The following is a 19,214-nucleotide window of genomic DNA, read 5'->3' as shown; positions in this document are numbered from 1 at the left end:
TCACAAAGGAAACCCTCGACTCATGAATAAGCCAAGGGAAAAATAATGAAAGAGAATTTTGTTTTAGGCACAGTTCCTAAATAGAATCTGGATTTGAGTTAATATTTTGGACACAAAAAAGTTAAATCTATGCTACTTTTTTAGCCATATGGATAATTATGTGTCTGTTGTGATGGAAAAGGCAGGACAACCAAGTATACAGAAATTAAAAAGTGAAAATCTTGCTAGAATATATAAAGAAGGGACAAATACATACTTATTAGTAAAAAGTGATGATAGTACTTTTATCTTAGAAATTTCAGAGAAAAAAATTAATCGTATTTACGGCGAAAATTGGGATAATAGTGAGCAAGAAATAAAAATATATCATGAATTACTTAATAAGTTTAAAATGGAAAGTGTGCAGCAAGAGTAAAATAAGACTGGTCATGTTAATACGTGATACAAGTAAGAAGCATAGTCATATTAAGCAAATACGCTCATAAAGCCAAAAACACCCTTCTAAACTTAGAAAGGTGTTTTTGACTATTTAAATTCATTAATTACTCCGGCGTAAACCACACAATCTGCTGAATTCGTACAAATACCGGCACTTCTTTTTCTTCTAATACAAGATGATCTGGCTTCACACTTCTCAAAGTTCCATTTACACTTCCCCGAATTGTTTCCACTACAATTCTTTTCCCAACGATAGATTGCAATGTTTGTACAACATATGGATCAACAAGTGCAACCACATCACCACTTATCTCATAACCATCTCGAAAATAACCGAACACATCTTCGTATGAATAGTACATATGACCCTCCTCTTTTTAAGATTTGCTGTAGTGTATGTGGCCTGCATTCAAGAAGTACCTATCTAACAGAAAAAGCGATACCACAATGTGACATCGCTTTTGTATGTATGGAAGACTAGCCGAAAATCCTCTAGCCTATTCCCATTTATAAGTCCAAAATTGTTCAATTTGTAACCATTTTAATGTTGCAGCATCTTTGTTTTGCAGCTTTACTTCCGTTTCTTCTAACATCGCTTCTGTTTGTGAACGATGCGCACGTAAAGCTGCTAATTTTTGTTCGAAGGCTTCACTAATGTTGTTGACAACATCTGGTTCACCTAATACTTCTTCACGATTTTTTGTAATCGCAACTGCATGAATGACCGGACGTGTTTCTTTTGGCATACGTGAGACTGCACGAACGGTAGCACGGCCGAATGCATCATGATCTGGATGAACACCGTGCTCTGGATAGAATGTAATAATTCGTGATGGCTGTACATCGCGAATGACTGTTTCAATTTTATCTGCTACAAAATCTACATCTTCAAATTCTAATGTTTTATCGTGGAAACCAAGCATTCTTAAATCTTCAATGCCCATTGCTTCGCACGCATCTTTTAATTCCTTTTCACGGATATTTGGAATCGTTTCGCGATTGGCAAAAACGTTCTTACCCATATTGCGTCCCATTTGTCCAAGCGTCCCGCACGCATATGTTACAGGTACTCCTTGCTTTCTTAATAAACTAATTGTTCCTCCTGCTGCAAATGATTCATCATCTGGATGCGGAAATACAACAAGCACATGTCTTTCCATACTTTCCCCTCCTTTTTATTTAAATGGTGTTAAGCTTAACTCAAGTGCTACAGCTAAGCGCCCTTTATTATCATGTCCCGCTAGTAACAGACGATCTTGCTCGTCTACTTCCCAATGCGTAATACCTTCAGCATATACCCAGCCATGGTCCATTTTGAGACCAACTCGGTATGGATTTGTTCCTGTTATTTTCCCTCGTTCAAAACGAATAATCGCATTTCGAATGAACGCTCCGACTGTCATCATTTTTTCATTAAAATGTGAAGCGTATGCTCCATTTGTCGTTTCTAAATGAATATATACATCTTTATTTACAAAACGTTCGATTTCATGTTGAATAACAGCACTATCTTTTACTATTTCCATCGGATTTCACCTCTTTAAACCATTTTACGCAAAAACAATGTAAATTGCTATCTCTATAATAGAGGACATTACTTACTTTGCATAATAATTTGTATTTTATTTTTTAATTTTTAATACGAGATATGAAATTTTACTATTCCCTCACTATCCATAAATAGTTTTCTTTCTTTTTTGAATTTGCTACAATAGAGTTTATGCGGAGGGATATATTTCGACAATTTAATACATATTTTAAAGAAGGTGACATGTTGGAACATTCAGCACATGAAGTAGCAAATTGGCAATATTATTTTGCAATCGCCGTATTTTTAGTAACATACGGATTTATTATTTCTGAGAAATTGAACCGTGCTGTAATTGCACTGCTGGGTGCTGCCATAATGATTATTTTTGGCATTGTAGACTTACATACTGCCTTTACATCGCATATCCAATGGGAGACCATTACCCTTTTAATTGGAATGATGATTCTCGTACATATTACGAGTCAATCTGGTGTATTTGAATATGTAGCCATTAAAGCAGCAAAAGCAGCGGGCGGAAAGCCCATTCGAATTTTATTATTTTTATCCCTATTAACCGCAGTCGGCTCTGCATTTTTAGATAACGTAACAACCGTTTTATTAATCGTTCCTGTTACACTATCTATCACACGCATTTTAAAGGTACAACCTGTTCCTTATTTGATTTCTGAAGTATTATTTTCAAATATTGGTGGTACTGCGACATTAATTGGTGATCCTCCAAACATAATGATTGGATCTGCTAATAAACACCTAGATTTCAATGCCTTTTTACTTAATTTAACGCCAATTGTACTTATCATTTCTATTGTTACATTAGGCATTATTTATCTTATGTATCGTAACAAATTAAAAACAACATCTGAACAAATTGCCAAGCTTATGGCACTAAATGAAAAAGACTATATTCGTGACCGAAGCTTACTCCTAAAATCTCTTTCCATTTTAGGTTTGACAATTCTCGGGTTTGTTCTTCATTCAATTATTCATGTAGATGCGGCAGTTATCGCGATGACCGGTGCAACGCTCCTCATGCTAATTGGTGTGAAACAACATGAATTAGAAGATGTATTTGCTCATGTAGAATGGGTAACAATTTTCTTCTTCGCTGGATTATTTATTCTTGTTGGTGGTTTAATTGATATCGGACTTATTTCATCTCTGGCAAAAGAAGTGATTGATATAACAAATGGTGATATCGGTTTTGCAGCGATTCTTATCTTATGGGTATCAGGGGCAGCATCAGCTACTATTGATAATATTCCATTTGTCGCAACGATGATTCCACTGATTCAAGATTTAGCATCAGGACTTGGACTTTCTGTTGATTCTCCTCAAATTGAAGTACTATGGTGGGCATTATCACTTGGTGCTTGCTTAGGAGGAAATGGAACATTAATTGGTGCTTCTGCAAACGTAGTTGTTGCCGGTATTGCTAACCGCGAAGGACACGGATTTTCTTACCTTGATTTCTTAAAAATTGGCTTACCCTTAACAATCATTGCATTATTATTATCACATGCTTATATATATTTACGTTATTTAATGTAAAAAGGTTTGCAGCAATTTGCTGCAAACCTTTTTATCACCAAAATATCCCAATAATTGCCAATGCACCTAAAATCATACCACCAATTTGTCCAACGATTGTTGGTGATAATTGAACCCCTTTTCTTACTTCAACAACCGGCTTTTCATGCCTAAGCTGCTGAACTTCACTTTGTAGCTGATGTACACTACCATGTAATTCTTTTACAAGTTCTTTTAATTCGGCTATCTCTTCATTTACTGGTTTTGGTTTTTCTAAATTCATCTGACACGACTCCTTATTCCAATCCATATACTGTAAAATTTCGACACGAATTATTCTTTATCCTACAAAACACATGCATGTTATTGAATGTATTTATAGCAATATTTTCATTCATAATAAACATCAATTGGTTAATTTTATATGCTACAACACCATATGCTATGAAAAAATTGAAACTTTAATCAGTAAGGTTTCTTTCTTCCCCCACTAATTACTATCCCGCAAATAGCGGGATAAATTATTCTAGCATGGCTATCCATTCATTTCGCAATATACCCATTATGATGCGATCAAAGCTCTTCCCATCTCGCTGAACAGCTTCTCTCATACTTCCCTCCACCTTAAATCCAACCTTTTTATATACTTCAATTGCCGATTTATTATATGAAATAACATCGAGACCTACACGATGTAAGTTTAATTCGTAAAAAGCATATTTCAGAATAAGGCGTAATCCTTCCGTACCATATCCCTTACCTCTATAATTTTTATCACCTATACCAATTGCTAGCAAGCCAGCTCTATTATTCCACTCTATGCTATGAAGTGCCACAAAGCCAATTAAACTATCATCTTGAATCGTTCTTAGCATAAAAGAAACACTATTTGACTTTTTCCCTATTAATAGCTCATTTTCCTTTATTTCATGTAAAGATTGTAGAATCGCTATATCCGTATCTACATTTCTTAAATACTCACTATCCTCTTGCCAAATAGCCATTTGTTCAATATCTTCAGCTCTGATTGCTGATAACTTAATATTTTCACCTAGAAAAAGATTGTTCAATCTCGTGTTCATTTCAAAAATCCCCCTTTTCAATTATGGGGATAGCTCTGTAGTTTATCAGGACTATCTATCCCCTTGTTCCATAGTCTTCAGTAATGATGGGATATTTACAATAAGCGATAACATTGGCACAGCTCCTTTTCATATGATTACATTCATTTTATACTTTTCGGATTATTCATTCAACTTACTTTTTAGTTCTTCCCTTGATGGATGTATGATTAATATTCACTACTTTATCCTTGTATTTTTAACTATTGACTTTTTATTCTAAAGATTTATAGTATAGTAAGTTTCCATCCTGTTTTTTCAGAAAACTAACTCACATGTAAGAAAGGAGAAACAATGTTTTATATCAAACAACTTCTTTTCTTTGCTTATCAACAAGCTTTATCTTGTATTTTCCCTGTCGTTATTTTTGTAACACTTGCTCTGTCAAAATTCATTTCAATCCCAGGACTCTATCGTTATGATTTTATCCTTATCGTATGCCTTCTTATGCAATACATCATGTACAAAACGGGTATGGAAACAAAAGATGAGCTGAAAGTAATTGCTGTTTTTCATCTCATCGGGCTCCTACTAGAAACATATAAAGTTCACTTCGGTTCATGGAGTTACCCTGAAGAAGCATATTCAAAAATCTTTGGTGTCCCACTTTATAGCGGATTTATGTATGCTAGTGTTGCTAGTTATATATGCCAAGCATGGAGAAGGTTGCATTTGCAAATGCATAGGTGGCCCAAGGCGATGTGGACTGTACCTTTAGGGGCTATGATCTATTTGAATTTTTTTACACACCATTTTGTATATGACTTTCGCTGGGTTTTAACTGCCCTTTTATTTATTGTTTTCTTTCGAACGTTTGTTCAATTTTCAGTGCAGAACGTTACATATACAATGCCGCTTGTTCTCTCGTTTTTCCTTATTGGATTTTTTATTTGGATTGCAGAAAACATCGCTACTTTCTTCGGAGCATGGCAATACCCAAATCAACGAGAAGCGTGGAGCCTTGTTCACATTGGAAAGATTAGTTCATGGTTTTTACTCGTTGTCATTAGCATCATGATTGTCGCTCAGCTTAAACATTTGAAAGAACATAAAAACAAGCCAACTTCCATATAGAAAGTTGGCTTGTTCTATTTTACTTTTCTATTGACACTCTTGTTACCTCTATAAATTGCTGCAATGGCGCAGTGATCCATTTATCTTTATGCCAAGCAATTTGTGTAAAAATAGGAGAAATTGTATTCTCTAAGACTAACTCTTTCATTGTACCCTGTTGTATATCCTTTTCTACTACCATTGCTGGTAAAATTGCTATGCCTAAGCCCGCAATTACACATTGCTTAATTGCTTCCACACTAACAAACTCAATTTTGTTTACAGGATATACGTCTTCTGCACGGAATAGTTCTTCAAATATAGTACGATAGGAACAACCAAGCTCTGTTAATAAAAGTGTCTCACTTTCAAAATCCTTTGTAGAAATTATAGATTTCTCAAGTAAAGGATGATTAGGAAATACTACTATTTTTAATTTTTCTCGAACCAACGACTCTACATGTAAAGCATCTTCTGCCTTACATTCATCTAAAATAAAGGCTAAATCTAATTTTCCTTCCATCAGTTGCTCCTTCACATCTTCATTCGAATGAGCAGGCTTACATATAAGTTTTATTTGAGGAAATTGCGTCTTAAACTCTTTTAAAATTGAAGGAAGCCTATATGTACATTGACTTTCTTGAGCACCAATAACTAGCGTACCGGATATTTCTTCATCACCTTTCAGAGCCATTTTTGCTTCATGACTTAACGCAATCATTTTATCCGCATATAGTTGAAACTTTCTTCCCGCTTCAGTCAAAAAGAGACGTTTCCCCAATCGTTCGAATAGTGGTGTGCCAAGCTCAGCTTCCAATGCTTTTATTTGAGCAGTCACACTCGATTGAGCAAAATTTAATTTCTTTGCAGTCTGCGTAAAATTCAAATTTTCCGCAGCGGTTTTAAATGTAATTAATTGTTTTATTTCCAATATCATTCCCTCTTTTCAATCGATATTTCCGATTGATTTCATCGAAATAATCCTCTTTTCCTATTGATATATGTATTGTATGATAAGAACCATTAACAAACAATATTCATGCACCTTACAAATTGGAGGTATTCCATATGAAAGCACTTTGTTTCAAGGAATTCGGAAATGCTGATGTATTAAAATATCAAGAAGTGTCAGACCCAATTATAAATCCAAATGAAATTCTTGTTCGCACAAAAGCAATCGGCTTAAATTTTGCTGATATATATAGACGTAGAGGTGACTATCATCTCGCTGGTAAACCACCTTATATATTAGGGTATGAAGGCTCAGGAATTGTAGAGCAAATTGGTGCTGAAGTTACCGATATTACTATCGGAGACCGCATTGCATTTGCTGATGTACCATTCGCAAATGCAGAGTTAGTAGCTGTTCCAAAAGAAAAAGCGATTCCACTCCCAAACTCTATTTCCTTTGAGACAGCGTCTTCCGTTTTATTACAAGGGTTAACAGCGCATTACTTAACACAAGACAGCTATAAAGTAAAATCTGGTGATTTTGTTTTAGTTCACGCGGCTGCTGGAGGAGTTGGTCAACTTCTCATTCAAATGATAAAAATGAGAGATGCGCAAGTAATTGGCCTTACTTCATCTAAAGAAAAAGCAGAAGCAGCCTATTCAGCTGGAGCGGACCGCGTATTTTTATATTCAGAATCATGGCATGAAGAAATACTACAAGTCACAAAAGGACATGGTGTAGATGTTGTGTACGAATCAATAGGTTCTACATTAGAAGAAAGCTTTAAAGCCACAAAAATCGGTGGTACCGTCGTATTTTACGGAATGGCCGGTGGTGATCCTGCTCCTGTTGATCCGCGAATGTTGATGGATACTTCAAAAACATTGACTGGCGGAGATCTTTGGAACGTACTCACAACGTATGAAGAACGCAAAAACCGTTCAAGCCAACTATTTGCTTGGATTACTGCTGGAAAATTAAATATCCAAACTCCAACAACTTTCGCTTTAGAAAACGGTGCTGAAGCACATCGATTATTGGAAAATCGAAAAAGTACAGGGAAAATTTTATTGATACCATGATAATTTCCACTTAAAAATCAGAATTAAAAAGATAGCTAGAAGGTTTCTTCTAGCTATCTTTTTTCCGTTCTATTCAGAAAAGGCTTCCGAATATTGTACTATCCCTTGTATATTTTGAAGAGCATTCTCCGTTAATTCCATTGCCATAAACACCTCGTCTGGCACCTCAAATGGCGCACATATATTCCATATGCTAGCTGGTTTAAAACCGAATTTCGGATAATAATCTTTATGCCCCAACACAATTACTGAATGATACCCAAGCTCTTTTGCTTTTCTTAATACATGAGAAATCAACAGACTTCCAATTCCCTTTTTCTGGCAGTCTGGTACAACAGATACTGGAGCAAGGGCTAACGACTCTACAGATGTATCACCATCTACTATTTTAACTTTAGATAATAGAACGTGACCAACAACTTCCTTATCTACCGCCACTAATGATAACTCTGGAATAAACGCATCACATTTTCTGATACGATTTACAAGTTCGTGCGCTTTCTGATCGCTAAATGCTTCATTTAAAAATGCTTGTTTTACAACCTCTTCTGCCCCGTTATAATCTTTCTCAAGTTCTTGTCTAATCTTTATATTCACAGCATCTTATCCTCTATTCTTTCTTATTTCTTTTTGAATTTTTCGCAGCGCTTTTTTCGATCCTCGCTCTATGTCATGCTGCATTTTCCGTTCTTTATAATCCACAAACAATGTGTCTAAATCATACCCTTCTGGATATAATTCCTTTGCCTGTACTTCTAAAGAAATTCGCTTAACGTTTACTTCAATGAATTGGGCATTATAAAACACAACGATATTGAAGAAATTGTCTTTTTCTTTATATACAATTCCAAAGTCATCATAGTCTAATAATTTCACACGGTCCCCTTTTTTATATTCATTCTTCTCTTCTGCTTTCTCCTTGACAATCTTAGGCCTTCTCAGTCTACTTTCATTCACTCGCTCTAAGTGGTACTCTTTATTTTCCATATAGCCTTTCGCTCTTTGCAGTACGTTTTCTCGCACGTTCATTTTTCTAGAAATCCATAGAGCATTACTCTCTCCTGATTTCCCTATCATTAACTTATACATTGGTTCCAATGTTTCACTATTAAATTGCATCGCCGCATTCATAAAGTCACTGTGCATTTCTGAAAAGCGTTTAATTTCACCATAATGAGTAGTTGCAACAGTCGTACAACCCATATGATAAAATTCTTCTAAAATAGAAATCGCAAGTGCCGCTCCTTCATTCGGTTCCGTACCGCTGCCTATTTCATCAAATAGTAGAAGTGTATTATTATTTGATACTCTCATGATTTCTGAAAGGTTTTTCATATGAGATGAAAATGTACTTAGCGCATTTTCTATACTTTGATTATCACCAATGTCTACAAATATATTTTCAAAAACAGCAATTTCCGTTTCCTTGTCTCCAGCGATGTGCAATCCTGACATTGTCGCCAATGTTAATAATCCAATTGTTTTCAAAACAATCGTTTTCCCTCCAGCATTTGGCCCTGTAATAATTAAGCTTCGGTAATTTGGTCCAATTTCAAAGTGAAGTGGTACAACTTCACCTGCTAATAATGGGTGTTTACAATGAACTAACTTTACATACCCATAATCATTTAATTTCGGCTCTATCCCGCCAATATGTTTACTAAATTTCGCTTTTGCAAACACCATATCATATTGACTAATCAGCTCCATATTAATCTTAATGTTATAAATGTCCTCTAAGATCATTCCAGATAAAGTGGCTAATATTTGATATTCTTCCATCGCTTCTTCAGCTTTTAAACTTGCTAGTTCCACGTTTAACTTTGTAACTGTATTTGGCTCTATAAAAACGGTAGAGCCTTTAGAAGAAACTTCAACAATTGTTCCAGCAACTTGATTTTTATAGGAAGCTTTCACTGGAATCGTATATCGATCGTCTTTTTTACTAATGAAGAACTCTTGAATATATTTCTTATTTGCACTACTATTTAAAAATTTGCTTAAACGTTCCTTAATTTTCCCCTCTACGGAGTCGATATTATTTCGTATTCGTTTTAATTCTTTGCTTGCAGCAGAATCAATACTATTTCCTTTAATTGAAAAGTTAATTTCTTCTTCCACACTTTTGAATTCAGACATTGAATTCGCATATGATGCTAGTACTGGTGCAAAAAATTCTTTATCCAGCATAAACTTTTTAACCTTTCGACACCCTCGTAAAAAGTCTGATACACTAACTAGCTCGGTTGGATCTAAAATCATTCCCTTTTCCAATTTTTGAATTGTACTATCGATATTAGAAATTCCGAAAAAAGGAACATGCCCTTCTGCATCCAATATCGCCCGTGCTTCCGTTGTTTCATTCAAACGATTTTTCACTACTTTGATACTTGCGCTTGGCTCCAATTTATTTAACAATTGTTTTCCTAATCCACTCACACAATACGATTTAACTATTTCCTTTAACTCGTTATATTGCAACTTTTCAAAAGTCATTTTATTCAATTCCTATTCTCCTCACTATGATTTACTCACATCAAAAATGAAGATACCTACCCATTAGATTTCAATGAGATATATTTAATTAAATATAACTTTCATATGATAAAAATAAACACAAAAAAGCTGCGTAGATACCGCAGCTTTTTACATTTACAAGGCCTGTGCAATATATAAGGAAATAAAACCATCTCAAAAAAACATATGGCTATCCCATAATCATTACACACTTTATAAAGTATTGTAGGTATCTTCATAGGTTATTTGAAATAAATCCATGACAAAGTTAGGGGTTAGAAGTATATAAAAATCCCCTGTTCTCATTAGATTTATTTCATTCAATTTTTTCCTATTTAGAACCTACCGCACTCACAAAAAGCACCTCTCATTAATTTATAATTATGTTCATTGAAATCTAATTTATTGAAATTATCATACTATATGTTACGACAGAAGTAAAGGTTCCATACTTTACAATATTCTTCTTATTATACTTTAGTCGTAAGTATATATATGAATTGTTTATTCAACGTATTAGGGATGTTTTCTTATTCAACATTCGATACAATTATATATAAGTAACATGGATAAGGAGCGATTCACATGACAGAACTACAAAAGCAATTCTTTTCCAGATTAAATATACAAGAAAGAGAGTCCATTTCATTTGAAGATTTAAACGAAATCCTTCATGCAATGGCTCAAGCAGTTCCATTTGAAAATTTGGATATTATTCAAGGAACAGTGAAAGAAATATCAAAAGAAAACCTTCAAGAAAAAATTTTAGTTCATAACCGCGGTGGCCTTTGTTACGAATTAAATCCAACGATGTATTACTTCCTTAAAGATTGCGGTTTTGATGTTCACTTAGTATCAGGAACAGTTTATCATGCCGCTTCTAATACTTGGGCTGTTGATTCAGGGCATGTGGCAACTGTTTTAAAACATAATACTGAATTTTATTTAATTGAAGTCGGTTTCGGTTCAAACCTTCCACTTTCACCGGTTCCTTTCACCGGTGAGATTGTTCATTCCGTTACTGGGGACTATCGCATTCGAAAAGAAACAACTACAAAGGGAAACTATATTTTAGAGATGAAAAAAAATAATGAATTTCTAAATCAGGATTCTTCTCAAGATTGGGCATTAGGTTACGCATTTTATATAGAGGCAGTTGATGAAAGAAAATTAAATGAAGCACAAAAAACAATTGTAGAACATACAGACTCTCCTTTTAATAAAGTACCTCTCACCGTAAAACTAACTTCTGATGGGCATGCTACTCTAACAAAAGATCGTTTCACAGTAACAAAGCAAGGAAAACAGAGTAAAGAAGAGATTACAAAAGAACAATATGCAGACCTATTGTACGCAACATTTGGTATACAATTATAGTTTACAAATTTAAAAGTCTTGTCGCTTCTGGCAAGACTTTTTATCGTGGAGCAGAGAGTCTTTGCAATTTATTGTATTTCATAGTTATATAGAATATACTAAGTCTTGCTTTCTAAGGAATGTTTATTCGTTTTATCTATTTAAATTATTATCAATTTACCAAGTGACATATCAGCGCTATTTTATATCTATTTCGTATAGGTGTTAGCAAGTTCGTTTGCAAACTTGCTAACACTTTTTTATATTTCTTCTATTACCTTCTTATGGAAAAAATTCTGTACCTAAAGGTCCATACCGTGAAGTAAATGGTTACCCAATAAAAGTGAAAGCTGGGGCTCAAGAAAAACATATTCCTAATGCACCTAACTACAAACAAGAGGTTGCAAATGGAAAAAACAAAAGTATCTTCTATGGTGATAATAAAACAGCACAAGAATTGCTTGATAAGTTTGCCGGGAAATGTCAACTACTACCAGACGGTAAAAAAGAAAGAGTAGACTTTGGTAAACCAATTGGAAAATACTATGACCGCGATACTGGTCAATACCTTGAGACTACTAGAGGAATGATTCATTACGGAAAAGACGGTGCTCATATAGTACCAGCAAGACCATAAAATATAAAAGAAAAGAGGATGCACATGGGATATGATTCTTTAATAGGAACATTAATAAAATATGAAGATAGTGAAATGATACTAGAATGGAAAAGTGGATTGAGGATAATTGGCGAACTCGATACAGTTTTTGAAACAGACAATGGATTAGATGATGATGATATAAATTATACAGAATACGATGCAGCTGCATTTAAAGTAAATAGTATTTTATTCCATCCTACTACTAACCAAGACAGTGTATATAATTGGTTAATACAAGAGAAAGGTTCATTGGTTGAAATTTCCCTCTATGATGATCCACCAAGTGCAGTATTTTTAGCTGATGGAAAGAGAGTATGGGAAAGGGAAATACATAAATAATAGTCGCTATTTAAACTTTGACCTTGATCGGCTTTTAGCCTTTCAAGGTTTTTTATAGTTATAAAAAGTTTTATAGTTAAATGAAATGTAAATCGATATTTGAATTAGAAGACCACGAAGATAACAAACGTACGAGATTAATTGCAGTTCCTAAAAAACTTATTACTTGACTTATACTTTAAACACGATAATGACAAATCTCGTGAAGCTGAAATTGAAAAGGAAATGGCTTTAAAGAGCAAGAAGCTAAAGCTATGCTAAATTTGAGTTTGTAGGAACTAATAATTTAGGGGAAATTACAACATACCATGTAGAAAGTGGAAAAACTTTTTTGGATAATAGTGGATAATAGTAAAAATATCCCTGTTATCAATCCAGTAGAATAGATGTCAAAAAATGAAAAATAAGATATTGATATGTAGAATTGATTCAATTATTGAAGAAGAAATAGACTTTTTAGTAAATAATCAAAAAGTAACAGGTTTTAATGCTTCACCTCAAGAAGTTGTTGTAAATAAAGAATACGAAGCTGAGATAGATATATTTGTGAATGACGCATTGACATTAGAAACGCAAAAAGAAGATAAATTTTTAAAAATAGAAAATATTTCTAATGGAAGTTATATTCTTTTTGGAAAATGTTAGAAAATAATGTTTTAGATGTTGGTTTCTTTATAACTAGTGATTTACTTGAAGACTACAAATATTTAGAGGGGCAATATGTTTATTTACAAGTTGATAGATTACAATTTTCTTTTGACTAGCTATTTTGCTAGATTCTGAGGGCAAGAAAAGAACTTTTTGAAGAAAAAGTCTTCTTTGGGATTGTATATTTCAATGAACCATGTTACCTGGCCTGGAGTAAGTGAAGAGAAAGTACAGATGGAGAATAACCAATAATAGAGACCTCACATTTGAGGTCTCTTTTGTTGATTTAAATTAAAAATTATTATTTAAGTGGATGCTACTTTGCAACTCTTACTTCACATATACATAAGCTTCACTTGCAGTTACATAGTATGTTTTGCCCTTGCTATTTTGTACTTTGTACTGTGGTGATCCATTAACAGTTACCTTTTCATCGATTGTAAATCCTAATCCTGCATCTACAGTTCCAACAAACACCACGTAACATTACAAGGGTTACGTGGTATGCAAACTATGATATATTAAATTTTCACTGATTGTTCTTCTTGATAGATAATTTCACCATCAATAATAGTTGTTTCTACTTTTAAATCTTTAATTTGGTTTGGGTTGACACTTAAAATGCTGTCATTTAATATAACTAAATCCGCCAACTTTCCAACCTCTATGCTTCCTTTTATCTCTTCTTCAAAACTCGCATAAGCACCATTCCAGGTGTATAGTTTAATAGCTTCCATTACGCTTATAGATTGATTAGCACCAAACTCCATTCCAGACTGGCTTTTTCTATTGACAGCAACATGAATTCCTAATAAAGGATTATAGTCAGTAACTGGCGCGTCCGATCCACCTGCTGCCATGATGCCACGATCAATAAAATCACGAACAGCGTACATGTGATTAACACGATCACCATAGTGTTGTACATATATCTCTCCGAATTCATATGGAAATGGAGGATTTGGAATAGGAACCACCTCGAGTTTTTTCATTCTCTCTTGTAAATCTGGTGAAGAAATTCCCGCGTGCTCAATCCGATGACGGTGATTTTTTCTTGGTGATTCCTCCAACGCCTTTTCTACACAATTTAAATACATTTCAATGGCTTTATCACCTTGTGCATGTACAGTGATTTGATAGCCTTTTTTATGTGCTTCACCTAAAACCTGGTAGATTTCTTCCTCACTATAATAAAGAATGCCATAATTGTTAGAGTCACTGGAGTACGACTCACGGGTTGCAATTGTAGGCCCGGTGCTACTTCCATCTGTAAACAATTTAGCTGGTCCAACTTTGAATCTCTCATCTCCGGTACCAGTTACCACACCAGCTTCGACCATTTTATTAACAAATTCATGGGAGTTATTTAACTGACATATCATTGCATATATTCGGACACGAATATCCTTACTCTTCACAGCTTGTTGTAGTAAACGGTAACTCTCAGGGCCATATCCACCTGCCTCATGTATACTTGTTATGCCCGCTGCAACGAAATGATCTGATGCAATTTTCACAGCCTTCATCAGTTCACTTTCTGTATAACTTGCAACCTCGCTCATCCCCATATTTGCTGCTTCAATTAACTTTCCTGTAAGCCCTCCTGCCTGATTCTTTTCAATAACTCCCCCATTAGAATCCGGTGTGTTCTCGTTAATTTGCGCAATTTCTAATGCTTTGCTGTTCACCACACTTATATGGCTGCAAGTACGGGATACAATAATCGGGTGTTCAACTGAAATTTCATCCAGCTCAGCGATTGTTGGATAACGCTTTTCCTTCACAGCGGTTTCATTAAAGCCCCAAGCACGTATCCATTCACCTTTAGGCGTTTCTAAGGCTTTCTTTTTCAGGTCATCTAACAAAGCCTCGATAGAATCAATATGTTCAGCTTTACAACTTACCGCCAACTGATTCACCCCATGAGAAATGAGGTGAATATGAGAATCAATGAATCCAGGAAGAAGCGTTTTTCCTTGCAGGTCAATTACATCCGTTTTTTCTCCTATAAAACTCTTAACCTCCTGATTTGAACCAACAACTACGATACGATTATCTTTTATTGCTACAGCTTCGACTACTGTATTCTTTTGGTCTACTGTAATAACTTCTCCATTTATCAATACAACATCAGCTTTCATAAACTCAGCCCTTTCGGAATTACTCTTTTAGAGTGATTCGTTCAGTATTTAAAGCTATATCTCTCGATATGCTATTCCGCTTTTTAACAAGATTTATCAATAATTAGTTAAAGTTGAGATAAACATTCTTTAATTGTTTTAACAATAAAAGTAAAGTCTTCTTCTGTGATGCTTAATGGAGGAGCAAGCTGCAAAATATTATTGTAACCTGCAACAGTGTCACCATTTTTACCAATAATTAGACCTTTTTCTTTACAAGCATTGATGACTTTGTTCACCTTTTCAATGGCAGCCGGTTCTTTTATTTGCTTATCTTCCACTAGTTCAATACCTAAAAGAAGGCCTTTTCCGCGAACATCTCCTACGTTTGGATGCTCTTTTACATCCTCTAGTTCATATAGCAGTCGTTCACCCAATTCTTTGGAACGTTCAATGAGTTTTTCATTCTCCATAATTTCTAAATTCTTCAAAGCCAAGGCACAAGCAGCAGGATTTCCTCCGAACGTATTCACATGGCGGAAGCGATCATAATCTTCACTGCCTATGTATGCCTCATAAACCTCTCGTCTGACTGCTGTTGCTGACAAAGGAAGATACGCACTTGTAATACCTTTTGCCATTGTAATGATATCTGGTTTGACGCCATAGTTCATAAATCCAAACGGCTTCCCTGTCCGGCCAAATCCACATATAACTTCATCACAAATGAGCAACGCACCATGCTTCTCGCAAATTTCTTTTACTTTTGCCATATATCCATCAGGAGGCATTAAAATTCCGCCCCCGGTAATAATTGGCTCCATAATCACGCCGGCTACTGTTTGGCTTAACTCCCATGTCATGACACGATCGATTTCATCAGCACTTGCCAGTGTATGAACATCATCTGGATTGCGATACGTATCAGGCGGTGCTACATGCAGAAATCCTTGCCCCAATGGTTCATATTTGTACTTTCGTTGTGCTTGCCCTGTTGCTGCAAGAGCCCCCATTGAATTACCGTGGTAAGCACGATAGCGTGAAATAAACTTATAGCGTCCATGATCACCTTTTTGCTGATGATATTGACGAGCAATTTTAAACGCTGTTTCATTCGCTTCCGATCCACTGTTAGAAAAGAAAATGACGTATTCGTCACCAAGCCATTCATTCAATTTTTCTGCTAATTTAATGGCAGGAACATGACTTTGTGTCAGAGGGAAGTACGGCATTTCTTCAAGCTGTTCAAAAGCCGCTCTTGCAAGCTCTTTTCGACCATACCCAACATTCACGCACCAAAGACCGGACATACCGTCTAAATAACGGTTTCCATCAATATCCGTCACCCATGCCCCTTCTGCTTTTGTGATAATTAAATTCGTTGGACTAGGGGCTGCTCCTCTCATTGCATGCCAAAGGTACTTTTCATCTGCTTTTTGCAAATTTTGTGTTTGTTCTGTCGTTTGCACAATCACCAACTCCATTCTATCCTTTTATGATTTTACATCACTCTTTCAATAACGAGCCGTAAGCTTCTTTATAACTTTTTCCGTTTTCCAGGGTAACGAGTTTAGCTAACTCTTCCCAGTTTTCAATCAATAGCTGTTGATAGCGAAATAGAATACGAGCACGCCGAGGCACAGCGACCCTTCTCCATGTTTTGAATGCTTCTTTAGCAGTTGCTACAGCTCTATCTAAGTTTTCTTTAGTCGAAAGCGGCACACGAGCAATGATTTCTCCTGTTGCTGGATTTGGTACATCTTCAACCTGTTTACTTGTTTGTGGATTCGATCCATTGTCCGCCAATATAATTTTTCAACGTTTGTACATTTTTCATTACTACCATAGTGAAACCTCCTATTTTAAGATAACCGTCCTATGTATTTATTGCATCCGCAAAAGAAAGCGCATTCATATGACGGTATGTAAACTTATTTGCATAAATTTCACTACATTTCGTCAACATTACTTGAGAGAACAATATCGGCTTTTTGGTTCATTAGGCTTTATCTCCATTTCGCTTTACTATTCTGAATTTCTTATCCATTAAATACGCAGGAGCAGTCGTCTGCTTAGCATTTGCCCACTTCTCATTTCACATTATTTCAGATTGATCTCATGGTTCATTTTATAATTCTTTTTCAAAAATACTGGACAATCCCATTCACAGACAAGGTCCTTAGCCAAGGAAACGACCCAGTCCTTTGTAATATGATACTTTTTTCCATCAACAGTAATAAACACTTCACCGTCTGTCACATAGAAAACTTCCTGTTCTTCTAGATGCCACGTTCCTTTATCTGGTTCGCCTACCCATAGTTCCCACGTGTCAACACCTAGTTGTTGTGCTTCTTCTGCTGTAAGTTTTTTCGCAAAAAACATGATACTCCTCTCTCTTTCTTATTGGTAATTTTGAAGGAATAGGTTCTATAAACGTACTGTCTTACTATTTGTATCTTTTAAACGTTTGAGCTCTTTTTTCATAAAGTATATGGCAATGAGAACGCCTGGAATTTCTGCAGCGGGACCTGTGTACCATATACCTTCTACACCCCAGAATTTCGGGAAAATAAATAGAAACGGTACCATGAACAACAGTATTTTGCTAACACTAATAAACGTTGCGGACCAGTTTCTCTCTTGTGATTCGAAATAACCTGAGATAAGCAAGCTGACTGCATTAAGCGTAAACAAAGAATTGAATACAACTGTCGTCCAAATACCCAGTTTCTGCAATTCAGGATTACCACCGGAAAAAAATGACACAATTGGATCTGCAAAAATGATTAGTATGGCTGTCACAATCACAAAGAAGGCAACCGTAAAAATGAGTCCCATCTTAATTGCTTGTTTAACACGATCAAGGTTGCCCGCACCGTAATTATAACTAATGATCGGTTGAAGTCCTGTCATCCCACCGAGCGCTGCTAAGGCAAGCAGATTTGTAATGTAACCGTTTTGAATCGTGAAAGCGGCAACGTGCAGCCCACCACCGTAGCTTTGCAGTAAGTTGTTGAAGAAAATAATTGCAATAAACATCATGAACTGACTCGAGAAAGATGCAAAGCCCGTCCAAGCCACTTCACCGATCGTCTTGAGATTAATCATCATATCTTTCATTTTTGGCTTAAGTTTTGTTTTACCAAACCAGAAATAAAAGATTAGGAAAACAGGGATCGATTGCGAAATCGTATTGGCCCATGAGGAACCCATCATCCCCATGTCATACTTCGTTACCATAATCCATTCTGTAATCCCAGCAACAACTGCTGCGACTAACCAACTGTTCATTGATAATACAGGTTTTTCATCGATATTGGTTAAAATACTTAATACAACGGCCAATATCGTTAATGGCAATGAAATCCATAGCAGACGGCTATATTGTACCGCATATCGAAGCGCTTCATTACTTGCTCCGAATAAGGTCATAATATTATTTTCAAAGACCACTCCAAGTACAGCTAACAAAATGGAGAGGAAAAGAGTAAACCATAAAGTTTGTCCCATAATACCTCTAGCTTCTTCGATCTTCCCTTTTCCAAGTCGAAGTGAAATGACCGCTCCGGCTCCCACACCCAAAAGAACGCCAAGCATACGGGTAATAACCATGACCGTAAATCCAATTCCGATCCCTTCGATTTCCAGCTCCTGAAAGCCACTGACGAAATACCCATCGACAACCGCTACAACTCCTAGAATCACGTTAGCCATAATTCCTGCCAAAGCAAACCGTAAATATAGTAACGGAATACTTTTGGTTCCCAGCACTGAATCATACGCCGGCTTATTCATTACTTCTAGTTGCTCTATCTTCGATGACGGACGGTTGTCTACTATTTTCATGA

General features: G+C 35.6%; 21 protein-coding genes and 2 pseudogenes. 9 read left to right on the top strand and 14 right to left on the bottom strand.

What is annotated here, in order from left to right; all coding sequences use genetic code 11:
- Positions 1-148 precede the first annotated feature (148 nt).
- On the top strand, positions 149-415 hold the full coding sequence (locus tag ORL93_RS00360) for a hypothetical protein (protein ID WP_255299121.1): 267 nt from the start codon (positions 149-151) through the stop codon (positions 413-415).
- A gap of 127 nt (positions 416-542) precedes the next feature.
- On the opposite strand, the gene ORL93_RS00355 is transcribed toward ORL93_RS00360, so the two are convergent.
- From ORL93_RS00355 to ORL93_RS00345, 3 genes are all read right to left on the bottom strand, one after another.
- Positions 543-800: a YuzF family protein gene (locus ORL93_RS00355; protein WP_018766203.1), complete on the bottom strand. Its 258-nt coding sequence runs from the start codon at positions 798-800 to the stop codon at positions 543-545.
- Positions 801-935: 135 nt separating this feature from the next.
- Positions 936-1,598: a bacillithiol biosynthesis deacetylase BshB2 gene (gene bshB2, locus ORL93_RS00350; protein WP_003198867.1), complete on the bottom strand. Its 663-nt coding sequence runs from the start codon at positions 1,596-1,598 to the stop codon at positions 936-938.
- Positions 1,599-1,613: 15 nt separating this feature from the next.
- Entirely contained in the window at positions 1,614-1,964 is a 351-nt protein-coding gene (locus ORL93_RS00345) for a YojF family protein (RefSeq protein WP_000407035.1), read from the bottom strand.
- A gap of 248 nt (positions 1,965-2,212) precedes the next feature.
- On the opposite strand from ORL93_RS00345, the gene ORL93_RS00340 reads away from it, so the two are divergent.
- Positions 2,213-3,538, top strand: coding sequence for an ArsB/NhaD family transporter (locus tag ORL93_RS00340; RefSeq protein WP_018766202.1), 1,326 nt, complete (start codon positions 2,213-2,215; stop codon positions 3,536-3,538).
- 34 nt (positions 3,539-3,572) lie between these two features.
- Here ORL93_RS00340 and ORL93_RS00335 read toward each other — a convergent pair whose 3' ends face one another.
- Together ORL93_RS00335 and ORL93_RS00330 are read right to left on the bottom strand one after the other, a co-directional pair.
- Positions 3,573-3,800 carry a hypothetical protein gene (locus tag ORL93_RS00335; RefSeq protein ID WP_003198872.1) on the bottom strand — a complete coding sequence of 76 codons (228 nt, stop codon included), beginning with the start codon at positions 3,798-3,800 and terminating at the stop codon, positions 3,573-3,575.
- 238 nt (positions 3,801-4,038) lie between these two features.
- On the bottom strand, positions 4,039-4,599 hold the full coding sequence (locus tag ORL93_RS00330) for a GNAT family N-acetyltransferase (RefSeq protein WP_018766201.1): 561 nt from the start codon (positions 4,597-4,599) through the stop codon (positions 4,039-4,041).
- A 333-nt stretch (positions 4,600-4,932) separates the two neighbouring features.
- Here ORL93_RS00330 and ORL93_RS00325 point away from each other — a divergent pair, with 333 nt between their 5' ends.
- Positions 4,933-5,712, top strand: coding sequence for a DUF817 domain-containing protein (locus tag ORL93_RS00325; protein ID WP_018766200.1), 780 nt, complete (start codon positions 4,933-4,935; stop codon positions 5,710-5,712).
- 19 nt (positions 5,713-5,731) lie between these two features.
- Here the strand turns inward: ORL93_RS00325 and ORL93_RS00320 are convergent, their stop codons facing one another.
- Positions 5,732-6,622: a LysR family transcriptional regulator gene (locus ORL93_RS00320; RefSeq protein WP_265958404.1), complete on the bottom strand. Its 891-nt coding sequence runs from the start codon at positions 6,620-6,622 to the stop codon at positions 5,732-5,734.
- Positions 6,623-6,759: 137 nt separating this feature from the next.
- Here ORL93_RS00320 and ORL93_RS00315 point away from each other — a divergent pair, with 137 nt between their 5' ends.
- Positions 6,760-7,725, top strand: coding sequence for a quinone oxidoreductase family protein (locus ORL93_RS00315; RefSeq protein ID WP_018766198.1), 966 nt, complete (start codon positions 6,760-6,762; stop codon positions 7,723-7,725).
- A 69-nt stretch (positions 7,726-7,794) separates the two neighbouring features.
- Here the strand turns inward: ORL93_RS00315 and ORL93_RS00310 are convergent, their stop codons facing one another.
- Entirely contained in the window at positions 7,795-8,322 is a 528-nt protein-coding gene (locus ORL93_RS00310; protein ID WP_098160634.1) for a GNAT family N-acetyltransferase, read from the bottom strand.
- Between the two features lie 6 nt (positions 8,323-8,328).
- On the bottom strand, positions 8,329-10,230 hold the full coding sequence (locus ORL93_RS00305) for an endonuclease MutS2 (protein WP_265958403.1): 1,902 nt from the start codon (positions 10,228-10,230) through the stop codon (positions 8,329-8,331).
- Positions 10,231-10,827: 597 nt separating this feature from the next.
- Here ORL93_RS00305 and ORL93_RS00300 point away from each other — a divergent pair.
- From ORL93_RS00300 to ORL93_RS00280, 5 genes are all read left to right on the top strand, one after another.
- Positions 10,828-11,619 (top strand): arylamine N-acetyltransferase family protein, encoded by a 792-nt coding sequence (locus tag ORL93_RS00300; RefSeq protein ID WP_018766195.1) that lies wholly within the window; start codon positions 10,828-10,830, stop codon positions 11,617-11,619.
- A 322-nt stretch (positions 11,620-11,941) separates the two neighbouring features.
- Positions 11,942-12,235: a polymorphic toxin type 50 domain-containing protein gene (locus tag ORL93_RS00295; RefSeq protein WP_257130776.1), complete on the top strand. Its 294-nt coding sequence runs from the start codon at positions 11,942-11,944 to the stop codon at positions 12,233-12,235.
- 24 nt (positions 12,236-12,259) lie between these two features.
- Complete coding sequence (locus tag ORL93_RS00290; protein WP_265958402.1) at positions 12,260-12,598, top strand: hypothetical protein; 339 nt, start codon at positions 12,260-12,262, stop codon at positions 12,596-12,598.
- A 396-nt stretch (positions 12,599-12,994) separates the two neighbouring features.
- A complete protein-coding gene (locus ORL93_RS00285; RefSeq protein WP_265958401.1) occupies positions 12,995-13,243 on the top strand; it encodes a hypothetical protein in 249 nt (82 codons plus the stop codon).
- Positions 13,237-13,362, top strand: a complete 126-nt coding sequence (locus ORL93_RS00280) for a hypothetical protein (protein ID WP_265958400.1) — start codon at positions 13,237-13,239, stop codon at positions 13,360-13,362. The genes ORL93_RS00285 and ORL93_RS00280 overlap by 7 nt, the downstream gene beginning before the upstream one ends.
- Before the next feature lie 214 nt (positions 13,363-13,576).
- Here ORL93_RS00280 and ORL93_RS00275 read toward each other — a convergent pair.
- The 6 genes and pseudogenes from ORL93_RS00275 to ORL93_RS00250 all read right to left on the bottom strand — a co-directional run.
- Positions 13,577-13,714 (bottom strand): annotated as a pseudogene (locus ORL93_RS00275) (hypothetical protein); the annotation flags it as partial.
- A gap of 53 nt (positions 13,715-13,767) precedes the next feature.
- Positions 13,768-15,387, bottom strand: coding sequence for an amidohydrolase (locus tag ORL93_RS00270; protein WP_097794059.1), 1,620 nt, complete (start codon positions 15,385-15,387; stop codon positions 13,768-13,770).
- A gap of 107 nt (positions 15,388-15,494) precedes the next feature.
- Positions 15,495-16,850, bottom strand: coding sequence for an aspartate aminotransferase family protein (locus tag ORL93_RS00265; protein WP_003207872.1), 1,356 nt, complete (start codon positions 16,848-16,850; stop codon positions 15,495-15,497).
- Positions 16,851-16,884: 34 nt separating this feature from the next.
- Positions 16,885-17,212: pseudogene (locus ORL93_RS00260) on the bottom strand (aldehyde dehydrogenase family protein); the annotation flags it as partial.
- Positions 17,213-17,466: 254 nt separating this feature from the next.
- Positions 17,467-17,748, bottom strand: coding sequence for a cupin domain-containing protein (locus tag ORL93_RS00255; protein ID WP_006095502.1), 282 nt, complete (start codon positions 17,746-17,748; stop codon positions 17,467-17,469).
- Between the two features lie 45 nt (positions 17,749-17,793).
- Positions 17,794-19,212 (bottom strand): MATE family efflux transporter, encoded by a 1,419-nt coding sequence (locus ORL93_RS00250; RefSeq protein ID WP_265958725.1) that lies wholly within the window; start codon positions 19,210-19,212, stop codon positions 17,794-17,796.
- Positions 19,213-19,214 lie beyond the last annotated feature (2 nt).

It is taken from the genome of Bacillus sp. DHT2, from assembly GCF_026241455.1.
GTDB classification, from domain to species: domain Bacteria; phylum Bacillota; class Bacilli; order Bacillales; family Bacillaceae_G; genus Bacillus_A; species Bacillus_A pseudomycoides.
This window is presented reverse-complemented; position numbering and strand designations above follow the sequence as displayed.